Annotated in this window: 1 pseudogene; it reads right to left on the bottom strand. The window is 65.9% G+C overall.

What is annotated here, in order from left to right:
• Positions 1-258: pseudogene (locus tag SB725_RS32220) on the bottom strand (cystine ABC transporter substrate-binding protein); the annotation flags it as partial.

Genomic DNA, 258 nt, shown 5'->3' with positions numbered 1-258 from the left:
CCAGGCTCGCGCGAAACGCCGGGTTACCTTTCTGGAAGGGGATCGCCAGGCTCAGGGTCGGTCCGACCTTGGCGCCTTCCTTCACCGGCAGGCGGCTGTCGCGAATGGCGTAGGGAATCAGCAGGCGATCGCTGATGGCAGCGTCGATCTGCTTGTCCGCCACGTCCTTGATCGGCTGCTGGGCATCGGCGTAGCTGCGCAGGTTGATCCCTTCCACAGTCCGCGCCTGATCGACGAACTGGCTGCCCTGGGCCACCC

This window comes from Pseudomonas sp. SIMBA_041 (assembly GCF_046535095.1).
In the GTDB taxonomy this organism is placed as follows: Bacteria; Pseudomonadota; Gammaproteobacteria; order Pseudomonadales; family Pseudomonadaceae; genus Aquipseudomonas; species Aquipseudomonas mucoides.
The sequence above is the reverse complement of the archived record's forward strand: the minus strand, read 5'-3'. Positions and strand labels throughout refer to the sequence as shown.